Annotated in this window: 19 protein-coding genes and 1 pseudogene; 7 read left to right on the top strand and 13 right to left on the bottom strand. The window is 73.4% G+C overall.

The features are described 5' to 3' along the window. Positions 1–62 precede the first annotated feature (62 nt). A complete protein-coding gene (locus tag B124_RS00570) occupies positions 63–1040 on the bottom strand; it encodes a DUF3048 domain-containing protein (protein ID WP_496500577.1) in 978 nt (325 codons plus the stop codon). A gap of 281 nt (positions 1041–1321) precedes the next feature. On the opposite strand from B124_RS00570, the gene B124_RS00565 reads away from it, so the two are divergent. After that, the gene (locus B124_RS00565) at positions 1322–1516 is read left to right on the top strand and encodes a hypothetical protein (RefSeq protein WP_496500576.1); all 195 of its coding nucleotides are present in this window, start codon (positions 1322–1324) and stop codon (positions 1514–1516) included. A 45-nt stretch (positions 1517–1561) separates the two neighbouring features. On the opposite strand, the gene B124_RS00560 is transcribed toward B124_RS00565, so the two are convergent. The 3 genes from B124_RS00560 to B124_RS00550 are packed head-to-tail and all read right to left on the bottom strand — an operon-like array spanning position 1562 to position 4442. Further along, positions 1562–2974 carry an NAD(P)(+) transhydrogenase (Re/Si-specific) subunit beta gene (locus B124_RS00560; RefSeq protein WP_496500575.1) on the bottom strand — a complete coding sequence of 471 codons (1413 nt, stop codon included), beginning with the start codon at positions 2972–2974 and terminating at the stop codon, positions 1562–1564. After that, positions 2971–3288 (bottom strand): NAD(P) transhydrogenase subunit alpha part 2, encoded by a 318-nt coding sequence (locus B124_RS00555; RefSeq protein ID WP_496500574.1) that lies wholly within the window; start codon positions 3286–3288, stop codon positions 2971–2973. Before B124_RS00555 ends, B124_RS00560 begins: the two co-directional genes overlap by 4 nt. Next, the gene (locus B124_RS00550) at positions 3285–4442 is read right to left on the bottom strand and encodes an NAD(P) transhydrogenase subunit alpha (RefSeq protein WP_496500573.1); all 1158 of its coding nucleotides are present in this window, start codon (positions 4440–4442) and stop codon (positions 3285–3287) included. Before B124_RS00550 ends, B124_RS00555 begins: the two co-directional genes overlap by 4 nt. Positions 4443–4854: 412 nt before the next feature. Here B124_RS00550 and B124_RS00545 point away from each other — a divergent pair, with 412 nt between their 5' ends. Further along, a complete protein-coding gene (locus B124_RS00545) occupies positions 4855–5247 on the top strand; it encodes a VOC family protein (protein ID WP_496500572.1) in 393 nt (130 codons plus the stop codon). A 67-nt stretch (positions 5248–5314) separates the two neighbouring features. Here B124_RS00545 and B124_RS00540 read toward each other — a convergent pair whose 3' ends face one another. Continuing rightward, positions 5315–5995, bottom strand: coding sequence for a helix-turn-helix domain-containing protein (locus tag B124_RS00540; protein ID WP_496500571.1), 681 nt, complete (start codon positions 5993–5995; stop codon positions 5315–5317). Positions 5996–6023: 28 nt separating this feature from the next. Here B124_RS00540 and B124_RS00535 point away from each other — a divergent pair, with 28 nt between their 5' ends. Next, positions 6024–6893, top strand: a complete 870-nt coding sequence (locus B124_RS00535; protein WP_496500570.1) for an Fpg/Nei family DNA glycosylase — start codon at positions 6024–6026, stop codon at positions 6891–6893. An 18-nt stretch (positions 6894–6911) separates the two neighbouring features. On the opposite strand, the gene B124_RS00530 is transcribed toward B124_RS00535, so the two are convergent. Beyond that, entirely contained in the window at positions 6912–7133 is a 222-nt protein-coding gene (locus B124_RS00530; RefSeq protein WP_496500569.1) for a dodecin, read from the bottom strand. Between the two features lie 63 nt (positions 7134–7196). Continuing rightward, on the bottom strand, positions 7197–7607 hold the full coding sequence (locus B124_RS00525; protein ID WP_496500758.1) for a universal stress protein: 411 nt from the start codon (positions 7605–7607) through the stop codon (positions 7197–7199). A 251-nt stretch (positions 7608–7858) separates the two neighbouring features. Here B124_RS00525 and B124_RS00520 point away from each other — a divergent pair, with 251 nt between their 5' ends. Beyond that, positions 7859–9400 carry an MFS transporter gene (locus B124_RS00520; protein WP_496500568.1) on the top strand — a complete coding sequence of 514 codons (1542 nt, stop codon included), beginning with the start codon at positions 7859–7861 and terminating at the stop codon, positions 9398–9400. Positions 9401–9434: 34 nt separating this feature from the next. Here B124_RS00520 and B124_RS00515 read toward each other — a convergent pair whose 3' ends face one another. From B124_RS00515 to B124_RS00505, 3 genes and pseudogenes are all read right to left on the bottom strand, one after another. Beyond that, positions 9435–10256, bottom strand: coding sequence for an acetoacetate decarboxylase family protein (locus tag B124_RS00515; RefSeq protein WP_496500567.1), 822 nt, complete (start codon positions 10254–10256; stop codon positions 9435–9437). Between the two features lie 39 nt (positions 10257–10295). After that, on the bottom strand, positions 10296–11270 hold the full coding sequence (locus tag B124_RS00510; RefSeq protein WP_496500566.1) for a proline dehydrogenase family protein: 975 nt from the start codon (positions 11268–11270) through the stop codon (positions 10296–10298). Positions 11271–11375: 105 nt separating this feature from the next. After that, positions 11376–11513 (bottom strand): annotated as a pseudogene (locus B124_RS00505) (dihydrofolate reductase family protein); the annotation flags it as partial. A gap of 14 nt (positions 11514–11527) precedes the next feature. Between B124_RS00505 and B124_RS00500 the strand changes: the two are divergent. Continuing rightward, positions 11528–11989 carry a hypothetical protein gene (locus tag B124_RS00500; protein WP_496500565.1) on the top strand — a complete coding sequence of 154 codons (462 nt, stop codon included), beginning with the start codon at positions 11528–11530 and terminating at the stop codon, positions 11987–11989. Between the two features lie 459 nt (positions 11990–12448). Here B124_RS00500 and B124_RS00495 read toward each other — a convergent pair whose 3' ends face one another. The 3 genes from B124_RS00495 to B124_RS00485 form a co-directional block, all read right to left on the bottom strand. After that, positions 12449–13405 (bottom strand): pirin family protein, encoded by a 957-nt coding sequence (locus B124_RS00495; protein ID WP_496500564.1) that lies wholly within the window; start codon positions 13403–13405, stop codon positions 12449–12451. 69 nt (positions 13406–13474) lie between these two features. Further along, the gene (locus B124_RS00490) at positions 13475–15901 is read right to left on the bottom strand and encodes an RICIN domain-containing protein (RefSeq protein WP_496500563.1); all 2427 of its coding nucleotides are present in this window, start codon (positions 15899–15901) and stop codon (positions 13475–13477) included. A 181-nt stretch (positions 15902–16082) separates the two neighbouring features. Next, positions 16083–18671 carry a PA14 domain-containing protein gene (locus B124_RS00485; protein ID WP_496500757.1) on the bottom strand — a complete coding sequence of 863 codons (2589 nt, stop codon included), beginning with the start codon at positions 18669–18671 and terminating at the stop codon, positions 16083–16085. Between the two features lie 222 nt (positions 18672–18893). Between B124_RS00485 and B124_RS00480 the strand changes: the two genes are divergently transcribed. Further along, positions 18894–19925 carry a LacI family DNA-binding transcriptional regulator gene (locus B124_RS00480; RefSeq protein WP_496500562.1) on the top strand — a complete coding sequence of 344 codons (1032 nt, stop codon included), beginning with the start codon at positions 18894–18896 and terminating at the stop codon, positions 19923–19925. 228 nt (positions 19926–20153) lie between these two features. Beyond that, positions 20154–21242, top strand: coding sequence for an ABC transporter substrate-binding protein (locus B124_RS00475; protein ID WP_496500561.1), 1089 nt, complete (start codon positions 20154–20156; stop codon positions 21240–21242). Positions 21243–21245: the final 3 nt, after the last annotated feature.

Genomic DNA, 21245 nt, shown 5'->3' with positions numbered 1-21245 from the left:
CGTACTCCAAAAATCGTAGCCTCCGCCAAGACCCGTTCACGCCAATCGGGGTGTGCTTTGCGTCACTCCGTGAGGACGACCCAGACGGGGCCGCGGGCGAAGCGCAGCCGCTCGCCGTCCTTGCCGGTGAACTCCGTGCCGTCGCCGGCCGATTCGCGCTCCCACCGCGCGGGGTACGTCCTGCCGCCGCGCAGCACCTCGGCCTTTCCCGCGCCGACGGTCTCGGTGTAGGGGGAGACGTTGCCCGAGCGGTCGCCGAAGCGGGAGTCGCGGATCTCCGCGTGCTGGACGACGACGGTCGCCGCCGACAGCCGGCCGCCCGCCGCGGTGGCGGCCGGCGCGCCGTCGAAGGAGACCAGCCAGCGCCGGGTGTCCGCGTCCCAGGTGAAGCCGAAGCTCGCGGCCGGGTAGCGCACCGTCCGCGTGGCGGTGGCCTTGCCGCCCTTCGGTGCCGCGCCGAAGCGGAAGCCGATGTCCCGCGCGGGGTCCGCGTCGGGCGTCGCGGCCAGCGCCTTCTCCGGCCGTACGAAGAGGTTGTGCGGCGCGGGTTTCGCGGAGCCGCGCAGAAACGCCCCGGCCGCCTCGCTCGGCGGCACGGGGAACAGGGGTGCCTCGTCGATGACCGGGAGCAGCTTGGACTGCGCCCCGGAGAAGGCGAGCGCCGGGCGGCCGAACTGCTCCAGCAGTTCGAGGTCGGACTCGCGGGCGCTGCGCACCGGGCCGACCCGCTCCGGCTTGTGCGAGCCGTACACCGCGAGCAGCCGGCTGAGGCCGGCCTCCACCCGTTCGACGTAGACGATGTCCGCCCGCTCCAGGCCTGTCTGCGGGCGTGCGGGTGCGGCGTTGTCGATCTTCACGCCCAGCACCGGCCCGTTGCGTCCCTTAAGGCCGGTGAACGGCGAGCCGCCCTTGGCGCCTTTCTCGGGTCTTTGCATGTCGTCCGGGGTGCACCCGCCCGCGAGGAGCAGCGGCAGCAGGAGCAGCGCCGCCGGCAGGGCCGGCGGCGTCCGCGGGAGGCGGGCTATGCGGCTGGCGCCCATAACATCCCTTCTAAGGTGAAAGACCGTTATTTGAGTCATGTCCTGATTTTAGGAGCGATGCTCCCAGCCGGATAACACCGGGCGTCCCCGGCTTCGAGTAGTTACCCTGTGGAAACGGACAACCCTGCACAGGGGGAAGGACCGACACCCTCGGGCCGTCCGTGAGTCCAGCCGGCGCCACCGCGTCCGAACTGCCCACCCGAACAGCCCGGGGTGTCCGTGCCGACCCCCCCCGCCGCCCAGGCAGGGCTGACCAGTTCACCGACCCGGAGGAGTGCACCTTGACCACGGAAGCCGCACCGGAACAGAACCCCCACGCCGCCCCGCGGACGCCGCCGCGCCGGGGCGCGACGGCGTCCGCGGGGCCCCTGAGCAGCCTGGAGGTGTGGGCACGCTCGGCCCCTATCCGGCTCGCCGGATACGAGGACGACCCGGCCGACACCGCCGAGCTGCACATCCTGCGCGGCATCGACTGATCCGGCCGGGCCCCCCGCGTCCGCACTCTCCGGCTCCCCGGGCCGCTAGCCGACGAAAGTGCGGACCGCCGCCTTCAGGTCGGCCAGCCCCTTCTTGGCGTCGGTGAAGAACATCCCGGTGTTCTCCGCCGAGTACAGCTCGTTGTCGATGCCCGCGTACCCGTGGCCCATCGACCGCTTGATCACCACCACGTTCTTGGCCCGGTCCACGTCCAGGATCGGCATGCCCGAGATCGCGTTGCCCGGCCGCCGCGCGGCCGGGTTGGTGACGTCGTTGGCGCCGATCACCAGCGCCACGTCCGCCTGCGGGAACTCGGGATTCGCCTCCTCCATCTCCTTGAGCTGCGGATACGGCACGTTGGCCTCGGCCAGCAGCACGTTCATGTGCCCCGGCATCCGCCCGGCCACCGGGTGGATCGCGTACGTGACCTCCACGCCGTGCTCCTGCAGCAGGTCCGCCAGCTCGCCCAGCTCGTGCTGCGCCTGCGCAGCCGCCAGCCCGTACCCCGGCACGATGACGACCTTGCCGGCGTACGCGAGCTGGATCGCCACGTCGTCGGCGGAGACCGGGCGCACCTGCACGTCCCCGTCCGCGCCCGGGGCCGCCGCGTCGTCTCCGGTGCCGAAGCCGCCGACAATAATGGCCGGAATCGACCGGTTCATGGCGTCTGCCATCAGCTTGGTGAGGATCGTGCCCGAGGCACCGACGAGCGCGCCGGCGATGATCAGCGCCGGCTCGTTCAGCACGAAGCCGGCCATGCCGACCGCGGTGCCGGTGAAGGCGTTGAGCAGCGAGATGACCACCGGCATGTCCGCGCCGCCGATCGGCAGCACCATCGTGACGCCGAACGCAAGACCCGCGAGGGTGAGCAGCGTCAGCGCCGCGACGCTGCCCGGGTCGGCCACCAGCCAGACCCCCGAGCCGGCGAAGACCAGGGCGAGCGCGGCGTTCAGGGCCCGGGTGCCCGGCAGGACGATCGGCTTTCCCGGGATCAGGCCCTGCAGCTTCCCGGCGGCGATCAGCGAGCCGGAGAAGGTGATGGCGCCGATGAGGATGTCGATGCCGCCCGGGACGGTGGTGCGCGCGCCGAGATCCTCCGGGTGCGCGTGCTGGAGCAGCTCGACGATGGCCAGCAGCGCGGCGGCGCCTCCGCCGACCGCGTTGAACAGGCTCACCAACTGCGGCATCGCGGTCATCTCGACGGTACGGGCCAGATACAGCCCGGCGCCGGAGCCGACGACGGTCGCGCAGAGCAGCACCAGCCAGCCGGTGGCGGTGATGTCGCCGCGCTCCGCCAGCAGCACGGCGGTCGCCGCGATCGCCACGGCCATGGCGCCGGCCGAGAGGGTGTTGCCGCGGCGGGCGGTGGCGGGGGAGTTCATCAGCCGCAGGCCGAGGACGAAGCAGGCGGCGGCGGCCAGCAGGACGTACCGTACGGCGGTCTCCAGATCGCTCACTTCGCGGCACCTCTCCGGGCGCCGCCCGGCGCCGGCCGGGCGCGGAACATGTGCAGCATCCGGTCCGTGACGACGTACCCGCCGACGACGTTCATCGCGCCGAACGCGACGGCCACGAACGCCAGTGCGTACTCCAGCGGCTCGTCGGCCAGGGACGTCACCAGCATCGCGCCGATCAGCACGATCCCGTGGATGGAGTTGGCGCCCGACATCAGCGGCGTGTGCAGCGTCGCCGGCACCTTGCTGATCACTTCGAAGCCGACCAGCACGCTGAGCACGAAGATCGTGACGGCGGTGAGCAGATCGAGGTTCACCGGTTCCCTCCGTTCTGCGGGGCGACCGCGGCGCTGACGACCTCGCCGCCGTGCGCGACGACCACGCCGGCCTGGATGTCGTCGTCGAGGTCGATGCGCACCGCCTCGCCGTCCACCAGGTGGGCCAGCAGCGCGCTGAGGTTGCGGGCGTACGCGGTGGACGCGGCCGTCGCCATCACCGACGGCAGGTTGCCCGCGCCGATCACCGTCACGCCGCCGGCGAGCACCGTCGTCTTGTCCGGCTCGGACAGCTCCACGTTGCCGCCGAGTTCGCTGGCGGCCATGTCCACGACCACCGACCCGGGGCGCATCTGCTCCAGCGCGGCGGCCGTCACCATCAGCGGCGGCCTGCGGCCCGGCACCCGGGCGGTGGTGATCACCACGTCGAAGCGGGGCACCGCCGCCGTCAGCGCGGCGAGCTGGGCCCGCTGCTCCTCCTCGGTGAGGACGCGCGCGTAGCCGCCCTCGCCCGCCGCCGACGCCACCCCTTCGAGCTCCAGGAACTTCGCGCCCAGCGACTCGATCTCCCCCTGCGCCGCGGGCCGCACGTCGTACGCGGTGACGACCGCGCCGAGCCGGCGGGCGGTGGCGATGGCCTGCAGCCCGGCGACGCCCGCGCCGAGCACGAGAACGGCGGCGGGCTTCGAGGTGCCCGCCGCCGTCGTCAGCATCGGAAAGTACCTGTCGTAGTTGTCGGCGGCGAGCAGCACCGCCTTGTACCCCGCGACGTTGGCCTGGGAGGTCAGCGCGTCCATCGTCTGGGCCCGGCTGAGCGTACGGGGCAGCAGGTCGAGGCTGACGACGGTCACCCCCCGGGCGGCCAGCTCACCGATCAGGGACGCCTGGCGGAGCGGGTCGAGCATGCCGATGAGCGTCTGGCCGGAGCGCAGCGCGGCGGCGGTCTCGCGGTCGGGCGGCCCGACGCACAGCACCAGGTCGGCACGGCGGATCAGCTCGTCCACGCCGACGACCTCGGCCTCGGCGGCCGTGTAGGCGGCGTCGGTGAACCAGGCGCTCGTGCCGGCGCCGGTCTCGACGAGGACGTCGACACCCGACCGGCGCACCCGGGTGACGACTTCGGGGGTGAGGGCGACGCGGCGCTCGTCAGGCGCGCGCTCCCTCAGGACCCCCGCGGTGACGGCTTGGGCTCCCATGCTTCTCGCTCCCTCTTGGGCGAATGGCGGGCGACCTCAGGGTGCTGCCCGCGGTGCGCGGTGGGGACACCTCGGGCAGTGGGCGGTGCGGTGCGGTGGGCAGTGCCGGGATCGGCACGCTATCGGATATCCGTCCCGCGGGGACCGCCGCGGACGTGCGGGCCTTCCGGTTCCGGACGGGGCCGGCGGGCCGCTGCCGACGGGGAGGCGGGCCGGGCCCCGGCCGTCCGCGAGCCGGCGCACGCGTGCCCGGAAGCTGGCGCGGCGGGTGACGCCGTGCGCCTCGCACCCCGGCGTGCGGCCGATCACCGCTGCCGGCCGCCCGGTCCCCCGCCGCCGCGGCTGCGCCGGCCGGGTGAGGGGTGTCCGAATCGTTCAAGACGTGCCGCCCGCCCGTTCCTAGGCTCGGAGCATGACCGCACGATTCGACGCCATCGGAATGGTGACCGCCGACATGGCCGCCACCCTCGCCTTCTACCGCCTGCTCGGCCTGGACATCCCCGCCGACGCCGACGGGCAGCCGCACGTCGAGGCCGACCTGCCCGGCGGGCTGCGGCTGATGTGGGACACGGAGGAGACCGTCGCGTCCTTCCAGCCCGGCTTCGAGCCGCCGGCCGGGCCTGGGCGCATCGGGCTCGCCTTCCGCTGCGCCGGACCCGTCGGCGTGGACGCGACGTACGCGCTGCTCACCGAGGCGGGGTACGAGGGCGCCAAGGCGCCCTGGGACGCGGAGTGGGGCCAGCGCTACGCGCAGGTGCGCGACCCGGACGGCAACGGCGTGGACCTCTTCGCCCCGCTCGGCTGACGTCCCGGGCCGGGGCGGCGCGGGGTGCCGCGGCCGGGGCGGCTCAGGGGCGGCTGGAGCAGTGCGGCTAGAGCAGTACCGTCAGCGGCACCCCGGTCAGCGCCCGCATCTCGCGCGCCAGGTGCGCCTGGTCCGCGTACCCCGCGAGCGCCGCCGCCCCGGCCGGCGGCGTGCCCGCCCGGGCCAGCGCCAGTGCGCGGTTCATCCGCAGCACCCGGGCCAGCGTCTTCGGCCCGTACCCGAACACCGCCAGGCTGCGCCGGTGCAACTGCCGCTCGCCGAGCCCCGCCGCCGCCGCGACCTCGGCCACCCGCCGGCCCGCCGCCAGCGCCGCGACGACCGCCGGCACATACGGCTCCGGCGGCTCCGCGTCCGCCAGGCGCGCCCGCGCCAGCGCCACCAGCGCCGCCCCCGGGTCCGCCGCCGCGGCCACCTGCTCCGCCGCCAGCCGGGCCCGGCGCTCGCCCCACAGGTCCGCGAGCGGCACCCGCAGGTCGCGCAGCTCGTGCGCGGGCGCGCCCAGCACCGCCGGGCCCTGCCCGGGGGCGAAGCGCAGCCCGGTGTACGTGTCGCCGGCGGCGCCCGTGCCGACGTGCGCCCGGGTGTCGGGGCCGGCGACGAGCAGCCCGCCGGGCGTGAGGATCAGGTCGGTGCCGCCGTCCGGCAGCACCCGGTACGGGCCCGGCCGGACGTCCCGGCGGTGCCAGACCACCGCGCCGCCGAGCCGCGCGGGCCTCTCCTCGTACATCACTCCAGGATGCCGCAGACTGGCAGACATGCCCGAGCTTCCCGAGGTCGAAGCCCTCCGCGGATTCCTGACCGAGCACCTGGCGGGGCGGTATGTCGCCCGCGTGCAGCCGGTCGCGGTCAGCGTGCTCAAGACCTACGATCCGCCGCTGACCGCGCTGGAGGGCGCCGAGGTCACCGCCGTCGGGCGGCACGGCAAGTTCCTGGACCTCACGGTCGCCGACGAGCTGCACCTGGTGATCCATCTGGCCCGGGCCGGCTGGCTGCAGTGGAAGGACAAGCTGCCCGCCGCGCCGCCGCGGCCCGGCAAGGGGCCGCTGGCGCTGCGGGTGCGGCTGGCCGAGCCGGAGGGCGCGGGCTTCGACCTCACCGAGGCCGGTACGCAAAAGCGCCTCGCGGTGTACTGCGTACGGGATCCGCACGACGTGCCCGGAGTCGCCCGGCTGGGCCCCGATCCGCTGGATCCGGCGTTCACGGCGGAGGTGTTCGCCGGGCTGCTGGCCGGGGAGCGGCGGCAGATCAAGGGGGTGCTGCGCGACCAGTCGGCGATCGCGGGCATCGGCAACGCGTACTCGGACGAGATCCTGCACGTCGCGAAGCTCTCCCCGTTCAAGCTCGCCGCGAACCTCACCGCCGGGGAGACCGCCGTGCTCTACGCGGCGATCGGCGACACGCTGCGCGAGGCCGTCGAGCGCTCCCGCGGCGTGGCCGCGGGGCGGCTGAAGGCGGAGAAGAAGAGCGGCCTTCGGGTGCACGGGCGGGCGGGGGAGAAGTGCCCGGTCTGCGGCGACACGATCCGCGAGGTGTCGTATCGGGACTCGGCGCTGCAGTACTGCCCCACCTGCCAGACCGGCGGCAAGCCGCTGGCCGACCGGAGGATGTCCCGGCTGCTGAAGTGACCGCGGGCCCGGCGGCCGTCAGGAGCCGTCCGGCTCCTCCAGCCGGAAGCCCACCTTCAGGCAGACCTGCCAGTGTGCGACGGCGCCGTCCTCGAGTTGCCCGCGGATCTGCCCGACCTCGAACCAGTCGAGGTGGCGCAGCGTCTGCGAGGCGCGCGCGACGCCGTTGCGGACGGCGTCGTCGATGCCGGCGTGGGAGGAGCCGACGATCTCGGTGATGCGGTACGTGTGATGGGTCATGAACCCACCGTGCCGCAGACCCGCCCCGGGCGCGACACGGGCGGCCGGCGCCCGACCGACGGGCTACGGCACCACCGTCACCGGCCAGCGGCCCGCCTTGACCAGCCGTACCGCCACCGAGCCGACGAACCGGTGCCCCGCCTGCTCCGACGCGCCGACGATCACCGCGTCCGCGGTGAGGTCCTGCGCCGCCTGCACCAGCCCCGCGTACGCGTCGCCGTGCAGGGTGTGGAACTCCCAGCGGACGTCGAACATCCCGCGCAACTGCTCCGCCGTCTGCCGGATCTCCGCCGCCAGTTCGGCCGCCAGCTCCGCCGTGGTGTCCGCGACCGGGGCGCCGAGAGCCGCGGCGGCGGCCATCGTGGGCTGGACGTAGACCAGCGCGAGCAGCGAGCCCTGCCGCCGGGCCAGGCCGGCTGCGTAGGCGGCGGCGCGCCAGGAGGTGTCGGAGCCGTCCACGCCCGCGAGGATCACCTTGGGGCCGTCCGTGCCGCGCTCGAACCGGGACGCGGCCCCGGGCTGGTCGGCCGGGCGGTCGTCGGCCGGGTCTGCCGGCCGGTCTGCGGACGGGTCCTGGGACCGCCCGGCGGACGGGTCTGCCGGCCGGTCTTCGATGTTGCCTTCTGCGCTGCCTTCGCTCACCTTCCGGACGGTACCGGACGTGCCGGGCGGCGGGCACCGCCGGATACGGTGCGCGCGGCCGTTCCGTGCGCTTGACTGCGGGGATGACGCAATCCCACCCGCCCGCGAGCTCCGCGGGCCTGCGGCTCGCCGAGCCTGCGGGGCGCTGGCTGCTGACCGCGGTCGTGATCGGCTCCGGCATCACCTTCCTCGACGCCACCGTCGTCAACGTCGCGCTGCCCGCCATCGGCGACGACCTCGACGCGTCCCTCGGCGGCCTGCAGTGGACCGTCAACGGCTACACCCTCACCCTCGCCGCGCTCATCCTCCTGGGCGGCGCCCTCGGCGACCGCTACGGCCGCCGCAGGCTGTTCCTCGTGGGCACCGTCTGGTTCGCGGTGGCGTCCCTGCTGTGCGCGCTGGCGCCGAACGTCGGCACCCTCGTCGCCGCCCGCACCCTCCAGGGCATCGGCGGCGCGCTGCTCACCCCCGGCTCGCTCGCCCTCATCCAGTCGTCCTTCGCCCCCGAGGACCGGGCCCGCGCGATCGGGGTCTGGTCGGGCCTCGCCGGCATCGCCGGCGCCCTCGGCCCGCTGCTCGGCGGCTGGCTGGTGGAGGCGGCGAGCTGGCGGTGGGTGTTCGCCATCAACGTGCCGCTGTCCGCCGTCGTCGTGGCCGTCGCCGCCCGGCACGTCCCGGAGAGCCGCGACGAGACGGCCACCGGCCGCTTCGACTGGACCGGCGCCGCGCTCGGCGCCCTGGGCCTGGCGGGCGTGACGTACGCCCTGATCGCCGCGCCGGAGAAGGGCGTCCCGGCGGTCATGCTGGCCGCGAGCAGCGCGGCCGGAGTGGCGGGGCTGGCGGCGTTCGTCCTCGTCCAGCGGCGCAGCGGCCACCCGATGCTGCCCACCGGGATCTTCGGCTCGCGGCAGTTCACGGCGGCGAACCTGGTGACGTTCGTCGTCTACGCCGCACTCGGCGGGGTGACCTTCTTCCTCGTGCTGGACCTGCAGATCGCCGCCGGCTACTCGCCGCTCGCGGCGGGCTCGGCGCTGCTGCCGGTGACCATCATCATGCTGGTGCTCTCGGAGCGGTCGGGAAAGCTGTCGGAGCGCATCGGGCCGCGCATCCCGATGACCGCCGGCCCGGCGGTCTGCGCCGCCGGGCTGCTGCTGATGCTGCGCGTCGGCGGCCCGGGCGACGACGTGTCGTACGTACGGGACGTGCTGCCCGGCGTCGTGCTCTTCGGCTTCGGCCTGGCGACGACGGTCGCCCCGCTCACCGCCACCGTCCTCGGCGCCGTGGCGGACCGGCACTCCGGCATCGCCTCCGGTGTCAACAACGCGGTGGCCCGCGCCGCGGGCCTGCTCGCGGTCGCGGCGCTGCCGCTGGCCGCCGGGCTCTCCGGCGACGACTACCGCGACCCCGGGGCGTTCGGCGACGGCTTCCGCGTCGCCCTCCTCATCTGCGCCGCGCTGCTCGCCGCGGGGGCCCTGCTGTCCTGGGGGACGATCCGCTCGCCCGCGGAGCCGGCGGCGGAGCCGGAGCCGCCGTGCCACGTGCACTGCGCGGTGGCGGGTCCGCCGCTGCAGGCGCTGGTCGAAGACCCGGCCGCCGACGACCCCGAGGAGCCGGAACGCCCGTAGTTCTCCGGCCGGCTGCGGCCGGAGAACTCGCCTGCTACCGCTGCTCGGCCGAGGGAGATCGGGTGAGGTCGGTGAGCACGTCCAGGTCGTCGACCTGAAAGGCGGTGCTGTAGCGGTAACCGCGCCGGGTCCGCAGCGGGGCGAGCGCGTCGAGTTCGGCGTCGGGGGCGGGGAAGTAGGCCAGGCTCGCGGCTCCTTCCCAGACGTCGGTGCGGGTCGCTGCGGACAGCCGGGAGCGAACCAGCTCGTGGACGGCGGGCCGGTCGTGCATGCCGGCGCTGAGGCGCGGGAAATGGCGGACGTTGACGACCGGCCTGCGGCCGAGAACGACCGGGTCGGTCGAAACATGCTCAAGAGTGACGGTGGCCTCGGCCAAGCGGCGTCCGTTGGCAGAGAGGCTGGCCCCGAACGCGCCACCGGCGTCGACCCGCGGGGCGGCCGGCGATGCCAGCGGGAACGGTCGGGTGGTATGCACCTCGCCCAGCTTCTTGGGCCAGCCCTGGATCCATCCCCGCGCCATCGAGGTGTCCCGGTCGACGTAGATATAGGGGCAGGTCTGCACCCGTATCCCGTCGTGGAGTGCATTCACCAGCAGCAAGAACTCGTGGTACTGGCTGCGTACCGGGTCGGTCGGCTCGGCGCCGCCGCTGCTGGCGTACTGCCAGTCGACGAAGAACGCCACGCAGCCGCCCGGATCGTCGGGGTCCGGTGTCAGTCCGGGCGGCAACACCTGTGCGACGGCGTCCGGTGCCGCCTCGTAGTCGATCACCAGGAGGTTGCCGGCGTAAAACCACGGCGGTGCCGGGGTCAAGGCCGCCCTGCCCTGCGGCGACCGCGGAACGCTGTAACCCAACATCACGTCCTGCCTTCTTTCCGGGTTCGAACGGGAAGTCCGCTAGCGGCCCGCGGCGTCGACCACGGCACTCAGGAGCCGTTCCGGGTCTTCGGCGATCCGGTTGCACACATACAGCCACCACTCGGTGCCGTAGACGACGTACTCCCGGGTGGGGTGGCCCTTGTCCCGCATGGCGGCGATCTGCTCGGGGCCCAGGCCGAGCAGGGTCTCGAACTCCCACGGCACGGCCTGGCCGTGCCGGCTGCCGGCCAGCATCGGCTCCAGCGCCGTGAGCAGGTCCCAGTCATGGGTGGCGAAGGAGCACAGGTGGCCGCCGTCGATCAGGGCCTGGGCATAGCCCAGATACGCGTCGCGCAGCTCACGGCTGCCGCGCGGGTAGGCGATCGCCTCCGGCTCGAAGTAGGCCCCCTTGGCCAACCGGATCCGGCCCGGGCGGGCCAGCAGCGTGGGCAGGTCGGCGGCGGTTCTGTGCAGCCGGGCCAGGATGGTCATCCCCACGTGCTCGAACTGCTCGCACAGCGCGCCGTGGACGTCGAGGATCGCATCCGTGCGGTCTGATCCCTCCATCGAGATGATCATCTCCTGGCCCGCGGCAGCCGTCGCCTCGGCCACGCGCCGGCCGTTGCGCAGGGCCAGCTCGGCATCCACCGCCAGGCCGATGTGGGACAGGTCGAGAGAGACGGAGCAGTCGTACCCTGCTGCGGCCAGGCGCTGACTCAGGTTTACGAAGACGTCTGTCTCGGCGTCGGCGCGAGCGGCGTCCCGGCAGCTCTCGCCCATGTGGTCCACGGTGGCGCGGTGGCCGCGCCCGTTGATCGCGGCAACCTCGGCCAGCGCGTCGGTCGTTGCCTCCCCGGCCACATACCGGCGGGCGACTCGCCGCGCCAGCGGGCCGAGCACGGGGTCGGTCGGGACTTGTTCCTTGAGCTTCTCGTCGAGCGCCAACCGGCGGAGGACGTCTGCGACTCGGGCGAGGGTGTCACCGTCGCTGCGGGCCGCATCCTTCTGGTCCATCTGCAACCTCACTGATGGGGGGCGGACGGCAGGCAACACTAACCGAACGATCGGTCGGGAGCAAGTCCTGTCATGCGGGCTGGTGGGCAGCGTTCTGCGGCGCTCCTAGTCCGCCGGCCCGTAGACGAGGTGCAGCACGCCGGAGCCGAACGCCTTCGAGGAGAGCAGCTTCAGCGGGATCCCGGCGTCGCCGTCGTCGAAGAGGCGCTCGCCCTTGCGCACCGCGACCGGGTGGACCAGCACGGGCGCCGCTCACGGTGTGCAGTCTGGCACGGACCACCGACAACGCCCCGGCGCCGGTCCTCCGCCACCGCCGCGGCGTACGCGGCGAGGGGCTCGGCAACTGGCCGGACGGCTCGGCGCACGACGTGGCCGTGGCCAACACGCGCGTCGACGGCACGCCCGGGGTGCTGGTGGTCATCCCCGGCACCGGCTCGATCCTGGAGCAGACCTTCGAGCGGGTACCGGACCCGTACCGCGGCGCATACCGGTGGGCGGCCGACGAGATCGTGCCGCCCAGCCCGGTGCCGCCGGGGGAGCGCGCGGGCACCACGCGGTTCCGGTTGTCGTTCGGCGCGACCCGCGAGCACGGCGGCCGTACCACCGGCTTCGTCGAGACCACCGCGCGGCCCGGCGACCAGCTGCGGTTCGGGCTGTGGAGCGAGTTCGTCACCGGGCAGGTCGTGCTGCCCACCGCGACCGTGCGCCTGCGGACCTGACCGCGGAGCGTCTGCGGGATCGCGGTGTCCCCGCCGGGAGGTGACCGGCGGGGACACCGCTCCTGTACGCAAGAAGTAGGCCAGAGATGCACGTTGCTTGCGTAGGCCGGGGCGGGGTCGTCCGCGCCGGTCGAGGGGGCACCTCCAGGTACGCCTGGCTCTACGACGCCAAGTCCGGCTCGGCCTGTGGGCGAACGAGATGCCCGAGGCCGGCCAGGGCCCGGCCGGGCCCGTATCCAGGCCGTACACCGTCCGCTCCCTGAACACGGGGCTCCGCTTGCCCGACCGGCAATGCCGGAACTGGCTGGATTGTTTCCCGTGGCCGGGGGCCGGCTTCGCAACGGGGCTACTGACCCGTAGTCTTCTGTTCGGGCCCCGTTGTTCCCCCGGCAGCGGGGCCCACGCCGTGGTCCGCCGCGCGTCCGCCGCGACGCGCAGCGGGCGGGAACGGACCGGGCCTCAGCGCGGTTTCAGCGGCGTCGGCGGCAGCGGCGGAGCCTCCAGACGGGGGCCGGCGTAGCCGCGGACCTCGCCGAAGCGGGTGCCGCCCGCCCAGTCCTCCCGGGCCCGTTCGATCTCGTCGTGGTGGCGGCCCACGAAGTTCCACCACATCACGATCCGCTCCGCGAACGGCTCCCCGCCCAGCAGCATCAGCGAGCTGTCCACGTCCGCGCGCAGCGGCAGCTCCGTACGGCCGCAGCCCAGGTACACCATCGACTCCGGCGGCAGCCGCAGCCCGTCGACCTCCGCCTCGCCGGACATCGTCAGCGCCGCATACTCGAAGTCCGGCTCCACCGGCAGCCGCGCCCTCGTCCCCGCCGCCAGGGTGACGTCGGCGCCGGTGATCGGCGTGTACGCCGTCCCCGGCGACGCCGCTCCGGCCAGCTCACCGAGCACCACCGTCGCCGACAGGCCCCCGCCGCCGGCCACGTGCGGCAGGTCGGCGTGGTGCTCGAAGGCCGGCGCGGTGGCGCGGTGGGCGTCGGGGAGTGCGACCCACAACTGCGCGCCGTGCAGCAGCCGCGGGTGGTCGCGCGGCGACTCCTCCGAGTGGGCGACGGCGCGCCCCGCCGTCATCAGCCCCAGCTCCCGCGGCCGTACGGTCTGCAGACTGCCGAGGCTGTCGCGGTGCAGGACCGCGCCGTCGTGCAGCCAGCTCACGGTCTGCAGCCCGGTGTGCGGGTGCGGCGGCACCTGCATCCCCGGCTCGCCGGCGATGTCGTCGGGGCCGTAGTGGTCGACGAAGCACCAGGCGCCCACCATCCGCCGGCCCAGGTTCGGCAGCAGCCGCCGCACGACCGTGCTCTCACCCAGCGGCATGCGGCGCGCCTCGAGTACCTCGCGCACCGGCTCGGCCGTCACGTCCGCCCGCCCGCCGCACGCGGTGACCGGGGGCCTCATGTCGAGATTGCTCATGCGCCCAACGTACGCGCGGACGGCCGGCGGATCCCGGACCCGGCCGCCCGCGCCCTCAGCCCGGCCGCGTCAGTCCGGCGCCGCGGCCAGCCGCCACAGGTGGTCCGCCGTGCCGTTGTCGTCGTACTGCACCACCTGCGCGCTGTTCCCCGTCGACATACCGGCCACGCCGAGCACCTTGCCGCTGTGCTCGTTACGGATGCGAAACCAGCCATCCGCGTCGGGCACGATCCGCCACAAGTGGTCCGGCGCGCCGTCGTCCGCGTACTGCACGACACGCGCACTGTTCGCCGTCGACGCGCCGTCCACGGCGAGCACCTTCCCGCTGTGCCCGTTGCGGATCACCACCTGCCCGTCGCCGCGCTCCAGCACCTGCCAGGCGTGGTCGGACGTGCCGGAGTTGTCGAACTGGTGGACGCTGGCGCCGTCCGCCAGCGACATCCGGTCCACCGCCAGCACCTTGCCGCTGTTCTTGTTCTCCACCCGGTGGAACGGCGGCTCCGGCGTCCACGGCGTGCCGTCCGGGGCCGCTGACGGAAACGCCGTGATCCGCAGCCGGGCCGCGCCCATCGGGATCAGCGTCACCGCCTCCGGCGCCGCCGTGCTGCGCGCCGGGCTCTGCTGCAGCGGCGCGACGACGTGCTGCCGGTCGGCGACCCACTCCGGCAGCCGGCGCGCCGGGGCGGTGATGCGCACCGGCGTGTGCTCGTGGGTGAACGGGTCGCCGGTCAGCGGGCCGTCGTCACGGTGGAAGTCCAGGCCGGCCGGGGCGCCGGGGGACAGGGCGTAGTTCCAGGGGGTGGCGGCGTGCACGGCGAGGTGCGGGAAGTCGTCGCTGCCGCCGGTGCGCTCGTACGACTCGCCGATGCGCAGCGAGTACGTCAGCGGCCCCCGGTCGACGCTCACCGCGCCGCCGTTGGCGTCCCACACCCGTACGGCCGTGCGCTGCGGCAGCCGCAGCACGACGGTGTCGCCGCTGTCCCAGCTCCGCCGCACCCGGGCGAAGCCCGGCCCCGGCGCGACCGCCACCGGCTTCCCGTTGACCGTCACCTCCGGCGCGGCGCACCAGCCGGGCACGCGCAGCAGCAGCGGGAAGCCCACCGGCCTGCCGGTGGTGACGCGCAGCGTCACTGTCTCGCCGAACGGGTAGTCCGTCTCCTCGGCGATCGCCACCTCGGCGCCGTCCACCCGCGTCCGCACCTCGCACGGCGCGTACATCGCCGCCGCCAGCCCGCCGTCCGGCGTGCTCAGCCACAGCTCCTCGGTGAAGTACGGCCAGCCCATGCCGTAGTTGTGCGGGCAGCAGCGGTACTGGTCGACGCCCGGCTGGAACGACTGCATCGCGAAGCCGTTCTGGAACTGGCCGTCGTTCTTGCGCACGTCGTCCAGGTCGACGGAGTTGGCACTGGTCACGTAGTGCACGCCCCGGCCCGCCGGGTCGGTGGCCGCCGGCAGCAGGTTGAACGCCAGCTCCTCGCAGCGGTCGGCCCACAGCGCGTCGCCGGTGATCCGGGTCAGCAGCTCGTGGCTGGCCATGAACTCGACGATGCCGCAGGTCTCGAAGCCCTGCCGGGGGTCGCCGAAGCCGGGCCTGGCGTTCTCGTCGCCGGCGAAGCCGCCGCCGGGGAACTGCCCGTACTCCGCGAGGATCCGCTCGTAGCCGCGGTACGTCGCCCGGGTCAGCCCGGCGTCGCCGGCGCGCAGCGCGTACTGCGCGGGCTCCCGGAAGCCCTGCGCGATGTTGACGTTGTGCAGGTCCGGGAAGTTGTCGACCCAGTTCCCGCCCCACTCGTGCATCTTGTCCGTCAGCTCCAGCAGGAAGTCCTCGCCGGTGCGGGCGTGCATCCAGTACGCGACGTCGATGCCGTCGCCCCACCGCTTGGACACCCAGCTGGAGTCGAAGGCGCCCTTGCCCTGAGCGTTCATGAAGCGCAGGAAGGACAGCACGAAGGGCACGATCCGCTCGTCGCCGGTGAACTCCTCGTGGCTGCGCAGCGCCTGCAGCAGCGGCAGGTACGGCCAGAAGTCGGGGCCGCCGCCCAGCGCCGTGCGCAGCCGGGCCGGGCCGAAGAAGCCGTCGGGCTGCGCTGTGGCGAGGATGGCGTCGATCCAGCGGCGGGCGGTCGCCTGCGCGGCGGCGTCGCCGGTGAGCGCGGCGAGCGGGACGTAGCCGCGCAGCCAGTACGTGACCTCCTCCCAGCCGGCGAGGCCGGGGTGCACCCAGCCGGAGCCGTCGAAGTCGAGGAAGTGGGAGACCTGGTCGTAGCGGCCGAAGAGGCCGCCGAGGAGCTGGTCGAGCCGGCCGGCGAGCCAGCCGCGCGGGGTCACGCTGCCGAGCGGCAGCCTGCCGAAGGGGGCGGCGGCGTACGGGGTGCGCGGCGGCCGGCCGCCGGCCGCGTACGCGTGGGCCGGGAGCGCGGTGGCGCCGAGGACGAGCCCGGAGGCGCCGGCGGCGGAGGAGTGCAGGAAGCGGCGGCGGTTCAGCGGAGGAGGCATGTCGGGTCCCTGGGTGCCTGGAAGGAGAGGCTGCCTGGAAGGGGGGCTGTAAGGGGGCCTGCGAGGGGAGGGTGCCCGGTGCTCGGGCCGCCCGGCGGGGAGCCGGGCCCGCGATGCCCGCCCCCGGGCCCGGCCGCGGCGGAAGCCGCGGCCGGGGGGCAGGCCGGGGGCGGGCGGTCTGTCAGGAGGCGTCGCAGGGCAGGGTGCCGGCGGCGGCCCCCTCGATCAGCGCCTCATGGGCGGCCCGGATGCGCTCCACGTCGGGCTTGACCACCTCGCGGTCGTAGGTGAGCAGTCCGTTCAGCTCGCCCTCCAGATCCGTGATCTGGGTGTAGACGGCGCCGCTGCTGCCGTTGCAGGCGGCGAACCGCTCGACCTCGGCCAGCTTGGTCAGATACTCCTCGGTGTACACCTCGCGGTCCACGCCCACGTAGGTGTGCCGCACCGGCCAGGCGTGGCCCGGGATGGCGAGCCCCAGGCCGCCGTACTCGCCGCTGACCAGTGCCCGTGCGCCGTCGGGCGCGGGGAGCTGCGGGCTCGGATAGCCGTGCGCGTCGGAGATGTCGCCGTTGCCGCCGTCGACCGCGCCGCAGCAGTTGTGGCCGCTCATGTTGTTGATCAGCCGGGTCGGGTCGAGCTCCTTGGCGTAGTCGGCGATACGGGCCTGGTCGTACTGGCCCCAGCCCTCGTTGAAGGTCACCCACATGATCACAGACGGGTGGCTGTCGTGCTGCTCGATCATCTCCTTCAGTTCGAGCTCGAACTGCGTGCGGGAACTCTCCGAGGGCGTCTTGGTGTTCATCGACGGCATGTCCTGCCACACCAGCAGGCCCAGCCTGTCGGCGTGGTAGAACCACCGGTCGGGCTCGACCTTGATGTGCTTGCGCACGGAGTTGAAGCCCATCTCCTTGTGCATCTCAAGGTCGTACCTGAGCGCGTCGTCGGTGGGCGCGGTGTGGATGCCCTCGGGCCAGAAGCCCTGGTCGAGGGTGGCCATGGAGAACACCGGCGCGCCGTTGAGCACCATCCGCCGCTGCCCGTCGACCGTCTCGACGCCCACGGTGCGCATGCCGAAGTAGCCGGCCACCTCGTCGGCGGTCTCACCGCTGCCGACCGTCACCTTCAGGTCGTACAGGAACGGGTCGTCGGGGGACCACAGCCGGGGTCCGGGCACGGGCACGGTCAGCGCCTCGCCGGTGGTGCCGGTGGCGGTGCCGACCTCGCGGTCGCCGTCGTACGCGGTGGCGGTGACCGGCACCCCGTCGCGGACGCCGCGCACCTCGACCGCAGCCTGCTCGCCGGCCACGTCCGGGGTGATCTTCAGGCCCTCGGCGCGGTCGGTGGGCACCGGCTCCATCCACACGGACTGCCAGATGCCGGAGGAGGAGGTGTACCAGATGCCGCTGGGCGACAGCCGCTGCTTGCCCATCGGCGGGTTCTCGCCGTCGGCGGAGTCGGTCGGGTCGTAGACGCCGACGATCAGCTCCTGCTTGCCACCGCCCTTGAGGGCGGCGGTGACGTCGGCGCTGAACCGGTCGTAGCCGCCCTTGTGGGAGGCCACCTGCGTGCCGTTGAGCCAGACGTCGGCCTTCCAGTCGACCGCGTCGAAGTTCAGCTGCAGCCGCTCGCCGCCCTTGCCGACGCTCCAGTCCCGCGGCACGGTGAAGGTGCGCTTGTACCACATGCGCTCCTCGTGCCGCTGGACGCGGGACAGCTCGGACTCGACCGGGTACGGCACGACGATCCGCTCGTCCAGGTTGCGGCCGAACGGCGGGCGCTCGCCTTCCGTGGCGCCGGCGAACTGCCAGGTGCCGTTGAGGCTCTGCCAGTCCTCGCGGGTGAGCTGCGGGCGCGGGTACTCGGGCAGCGGGGCGCCGGGGTCGACGTCGTCGGCCCACTTCGTCCGCAGCTGATGCTCGGAGTCGTTGACGCCCGAGGTCCAGAACTCGCCGATGTCCGCGCCGTCCGCGCCGGTCAGACCGCCCTGGCCGTCGTAGCGTACGTCGGCGGAGCCGCCCTGGCCGACGACCGGCTCGTCGAGCGGGATGATCAGCCGGGAGGGGTCGCCGGGGTCGAGACCGGCCGCGCCGCGCGGCCACTCGGCGCCGCCGATGACCGTCTGCAGGTGCTCGTCGAAGGCTGCCGGGGGAGCGGCGAGCGGCTGGGCGAAGTCCATGGTCAGCGTGCGGCCGTCGGGCTGCACGGCGACTTCGGTCGGGCCGTTGTAGTCGAAGCCCTCGGGGAGCGAGAACGCGGCCTGGGGCACGGCCTCCTTCCCGCTGCCCGGCGGGGTCCAGCGCAGGTGGAAGTTGGAGCCTCCGACGTGCTCGAAGAACTCCACCTTCAGGTCGTAGGTGCGGCCCGCCTCCAGGGTCACGGGCTGCGAGGTCTGCTCGATGTTCCAGTCGTCGACCCAGTGGTCGATGACGCTCTCGCCGTTCACCCACAGGCGGAAGCCGTTGTCGGCGCTGACGTGGAAGGTGTGCTCGCCGGAGACCTCGGGGGTGATCCCGCCGGTCCAGCGGATGCTGACGTGGTCGGCCTGGCCGGTACGGGCCGTGATGCGCGGCTCCAGGTCGTTGAAGTCGAGCGACGGGTCGAAGGCGGTGGCCTTCAACTGGTCGAAGTCGAAGGCGCCGGGGGCGCTGTGGGTGTAGTACTCACCTTTGAGGCCGTGGACCTCGGCCGTCGGGGAGTCGGCGGCCTCGGCGGCGGCCTGGCGGCCGGCGCTCGTGGCCGTGAAGCCCGGACCGGCGGGGACCAGGACCAGGGCGAGGGCCGCGAGGAGGGGCGTCGGCCAGCGGAGCAGTCGCCGCCGTACGCGTCTGAAGCAGGAGTGCACGGGGACCTCCGGAAGTCGGAGAATGCGGGTGCTGGGGCTGCCCTTTGCCCCCAGGCGTCTTGTATAACGTTGGAAACAAGGGCAGTTGGCATGACAGCACGCCTCCTGCGTTGTGTCCAGTCCATGGCCGAACGTCGTAGGAGGAACGCGGTGGGAGTCAGCCTGAAGGATGTGGCCGAGCGGGCGGGCGTGTCGGTGAAGACCGTCTCGAACGTGGTCAACAACTATCCGCACGTCACGCCGGCGATGCGGGCGCGGGTGCAGCAGGCCATCGACGAACTCGGCTACCGCCCCAACCTCACCGCCCGCCACCTGCGCAAAGGCCGTACGGGCATCATCGCGCTCGCCGTGCCCGAGCTCGGCAACCCCTACTTCGCCGAGCTTGCGGGACACGTCATCGACGAGGCCGCCCGGCACGACTTCACCGTCCTGCTCGACCACACCCAGGGCAGGCGCGAGCTGGAGCTGCTGGTCTGCCAGGGCTTCCGCGCCCGGGTGATGGACGGGCTGATCCTCAGCCCGCTGGAGCTGGAGGCCGAGGACCTGCGCGGCCGGGCCGAGGAGAGCCCGCTGGTGCTGCTCGGCGAGCGGCGCTACGACCTGCCCTACGACCACATCGCGATCGACAACATCGCCGCCGCCCGGCAGGCGGTCGGCCATCTGCTGGACCTCGGCCGGCGCCGGATCGCGTTCCTCGGCGCCCGCGAGGACCGCGCCCAGCAACCCGCCCACCTGCGACTTCTGGGTTGGCGGGCGGAGTTGGCGGACCGCGGGGTGCCGGTCGACGAGGCGCTGGTGGCGTTCACCGAGGGCTGGGAGCGGGCGGACGGCGCGGCGGCCATGGCGGGCCTGCTGGACGCCGGGCAGCGGCCGGACGCGGTCTTCGCGTACAACGACCTGATCGCCATCGGCGCGATGCGGGTGATGTCCGAGCGGGGGCTGCGGGTGCCCCGGGACGTGGCGGTCGTCGGCTTCGACGACATCACCGAGAGCCGGTACGGGGCCGTCACGCTGACCACCATCGCGCCGGACAAGCAGGCCATCGCCCGGCTCGCGGTGGAGTCGGTCGTCAAGCGCCTCGACGCCGCCCACGGCGACGGCAGCGTGCCCGAGTCGCAGGAGATGAACCCCGCGTTCACGCTGGTCGAGCGGGAGAGCACCCGCGGGCGCGCGGCCGGCTGACCCGCGCGGAGCGCGCCGCCCGGGCCGGCCCCGGGCGGGGCGCCCGGCCGGCCCGCCGGTGCCGTGACGGGACGTCAACTCCCGTACGGGCCAGGGGCAATGACGATCTTCACCGGGCAAATCCGTGGTGCGGGAGGTGTTTACAGCGCCCTTCCAACGATGTAAAACATCCTCTGATTCTTCCGGTCCCGCGCAGCTGCCCGGCCACCGCCCGATGGGGGTATCACCATGAAGCCGCACGCCCGTACCGCCGCACGAACACTTCTCGCCGTCGCCCTCAGCGCGAGTCTCGCGCTCGCGGCCGGCTGCGCCAAGTCCGAGGACGACGACGCGGGGAGCACCGGCGCCGCCGGCTCCGAGGAGGCCGCGGGCAGTGAGCAGAAGGTCTCCGGAGGGTCGGGCCCGACCTGTGTGATCGGCGACTACGGCGCCGAGAAGACCGACCTCGCCGGCGCCACCGTCGGCTTCTCCCAGTCCGAGAAGGAAGCCAACCCCTTCCGTATCGCCGAGACCGCCTCCATCAAGGCCGAGGCCGGCAAGCGCGGCGTCAAACTGCTCACCGCCAACGCCCAGTCGCAGTTCTCCAAGCAGATCAGCGACGTCCAGGACCTCATCGCCAAGGGCGCCGACCTGCTGGTCATCGCCCCGCTGAACTCCGACGGCTGGGACCCGGTGCTGAAGTCCGCGGCGGACAAGAAGATCCCCATCGTCACCATCGACCGGAAGATCAACGCCGAGCCCTGCAAGGACTACGTGAGCTTCATCGGCTCCGACTTCACCCAGCAGGGCGAGCGGGCCGCCGACAAGATGATCGAGGCCACCGGCGGCAAGGGCGAGATCGCCGTCCTGCTGGGCACGCCCGGCAACAACGTCACCACCGAGCGCACGAAGGGCTTCAAAGACCGTATCGCCGAGAAGGCCCCGGACCTGGAGGTCGTCTTCGAGCAGACCGGCGAGTTCGCCCGCGAGAAGGGCCAGCAGGTCACCGAGCAGCTCATCCAGTCCAACCCGGAGATCACCGGGATCTACGCCGAGAACGACGAGATGGGCCTCGGCGCCGTCAATGCCCTCAAGGGCGCGGGCAAGGAGCCCGGGGCCGTCAAGATCGTCACCATCGACGGCACCCGCAACGCCGTCCAGGGCATCGTCGACGGCTGGATCGACGCCGTCATCGAGTCCAACCCGCGCTTCGGCCCGCTGGCCTTCGAGACCCTCGACGCCTTCACCAAGGGCGAGGAGGTCGGCCAGGACATCGTGATCGAGGACAGCGAGTACACCACCGACAACGCCGAGGCCGACCTCGGCAAGGCGTTCTGAGCC

This window comes from Streptomyces sp. CNP082 (genome assembly GCF_059570535.1).
Note: the sequence above shows the minus strand (reverse complement) of the source record. Positions and strands in the feature narration are given on the sequence as shown.

What these genes read in the sequence shown, in the direction of transcription:
- B124_RS00570 (WP_496500577.1), bottom strand. Translation starts at nt 1,040, where the DNA reads ATGGGCGCCAGCCGCATAGCCCGCCTCCCGCGGACGCCGCCGGCCCTG.
- B124_RS00550 (WP_496500573.1), bottom strand. Translation starts at nt 4,442, where the DNA reads ATGGGAGCCCAAGCCGTCACCGCGGGGGTCCTGAGGGAGCGCGCGCCT.
- B124_RS00545 (WP_496500572.1), top strand. Translation starts at nt 4,855, where the DNA reads ATGACCGCACGATTCGACGCCATCGGAATGGTGACCGCCGACATGGCC.
- B124_RS00540 (WP_496500571.1), bottom strand. Translation starts at nt 5,995, where the DNA reads ATGTACGAGGAGAGGCCCGCGCGGCTCGGCGGCGCGGTGGTCTGGCAC.
- B124_RS00535 (WP_496500570.1), top strand. Translation starts at nt 6,024, where the DNA reads ATGCCCGAGCTTCCCGAGGTCGAAGCCCTCCGCGGATTCCTGACCGAG.
- B124_RS00530 (WP_496500569.1), bottom strand. Translation starts at nt 7,133, where the DNA reads ATGACCCATCACACGTACCGCATCACCGAGATCGTCGGCTCCTCCCAC.
- B124_RS00520 (WP_496500568.1), top strand. Translation starts at nt 7,859, where the DNA reads ATGACGCAATCCCACCCGCCCGCGAGCTCCGCGGGCCTGCGGCTCGCC.
- B124_RS00515 (WP_496500567.1), bottom strand. Translation starts at nt 10,256, where the DNA reads ATGTTGGGTTACAGCGTTCCGCGGTCGCCGCAGGGCAGGGCGGCCTTG.
- B124_RS00510 (WP_496500566.1), bottom strand. Translation starts at nt 11,270, where the DNA reads ATGGACCAGAAGGATGCGGCCCGCAGCGACGGTGACACCCTCGCCCGA.
- B124_RS00495 (WP_496500564.1), bottom strand. Translation starts at nt 13,405, where the DNA reads ATGAGCAATCTCGACATGAGGCCCCCGGTCACCGCGTGCGGCGGGCGG.
- B124_RS00490 (WP_496500563.1), bottom strand. Translation starts at nt 15,901, where the DNA reads ATGCCTCCTCCGCTGAACCGCCGCCGCTTCCTGCACTCCTCCGCCGCC.
- B124_RS00475 (WP_496500561.1), top strand. Translation starts at nt 20,154, where the DNA reads ATGAAGCCGCACGCCCGTACCGCCGCACGAACACTTCTCGCCGTCGCC.